This is a genomic window from Microbacterium sp. Bi128, from assembly GCF_918698205.1.
The window spans coordinates 1-1,322 of sequence record NZ_CAKKMM010001392.1 but is presented as its reverse complement, the minus strand read 5'-3'; the positions used below and the strand labels follow the sequence as shown (position 1 = coordinate 1,322).

1 protein-coding gene and 1 pseudogene are annotated in these 1,322 nt (G+C 71.2%); both read left to right on the top strand.

The window, feature by feature from the left end; all coding sequences use genetic code 11:
* Positions 1-293, top strand: a pseudogene (locus LQV45_RS33075) (amidophosphoribosyltransferase); the annotation flags it as partial.
* Positions 290-1,322 (top strand): phosphoribosylformylglycinamidine cyclo-ligase (gene purM, locus LQV45_RS33070; RefSeq protein WP_230011903.1); only part of this gene is annotated, 1,033 nt, incomplete at its 3' end. The pseudogene LQV45_RS33075 and the gene purM, both read left to right, overlap by 4 nt.

The following is a 1,322-nucleotide window of genomic DNA, read 5'->3' as shown; positions in this document are numbered from 1 at the left end:
CCGCCTGCTTCACCGGCAAGTACCCGATTGAGCTGCCCGGCGCGGACAAGCTCGGCAAGAACCTGCTCGAGCGCACCGACCTCGGCGGCCTCCCAACCGCCGCCGGCGCGGCTGATTCCGCCGCGGCGCCCTCCGGTGCGGCGTCCGACGCCGAACCCGGCACCTCCATCGCCGACGATCCGGCCGAGAAGGCCGGCGCCACCGGCTGCGATCCGGGGCCGGACTCCGAATTCGAAGAACTGCTCACCGATGCCGACCGCGTCACCACAGCCGACAAGAAAGAGCCAGTATGACTTCCGCCTCCCCGGCCGCTGACATGAACGCCGCCCAGAACGCCGGCATCACCTACGCCTCCGCCGGCGTCGACGTCGAAGCGGGAGACCGCGCCGTCGAACTCATGAAGGACGCCGTCAAGGCCACCCACAACGCCTCGGTGATCGGCGGCGTCGGCGGGTTCGCTGGCCTCTACGACGTCTCCCGGCTGCTTACCTACAGGCGCCCGCTGCTGGCCACCTCCACCGACGGCGTCGGCACCAAAGTGGCAATCGCTCAGGCCATGGACATCCACGACACCATCGGCTACGACCTCGTCGGCATGGTGGTGGACGACATCGTCGTCGTGGGCGCCGAGCCGCTGTACATGACCGACTACATCGCCTGCGGCAAGGTGGTCCCGGAGCGCATCGCCGACATCGTCCGCGGCATCGCGGCCGCCTGCTCGGTCGCCGGCACCGCCCTGGTGGGCGGCGAAACCGCCGAACACCCCGGCCTGCTCGGGGAACACGAGTACGACGTCGCCGGTGCCGCCACCGGCGTTGTCGAGGCCGACCAGCTGCTCGGCCCGGACCGCGTCCGCGCCGGCGACGTGGTGATCGGCATGGCCTCCTCCGGCCTGCACTCCAACGGCTACTCGCTGGTCCGCCGCGTCATCAACCACGCTGGCTGGGCCCTGGACCGCCAGGTCTCCGAGCTAGGCCGCACCCTGGGCGAGGAGCTCCTCGAGCCCACCCGCGTCTACGCCGCGGACTGCCTGGACCTCGCCCGCACCTTCCCGGTGAACGGCTCCGCGGGCGGCAAGGCCGTCCACGGCTTCAGCCACGTGACCGGCGGCGGCCTCGCAGCCAACCTCGCCCGCGTCCTCCCGCAGGGCTTGCTGGCCACCGTCGACCGCTCCACCTGGGAGCTCCCGGCCATCTTCAAGCTGGTTTCCGAGCTCGGCAACGTCCCGCTGGCCGACCTCGAGCGCACCCTGAACCTGGGCGTGGGCATGGTCGCCATTGTTTCGCCGGAAGCGGCCGACGCGGCCGTGAACCGGCTCAACG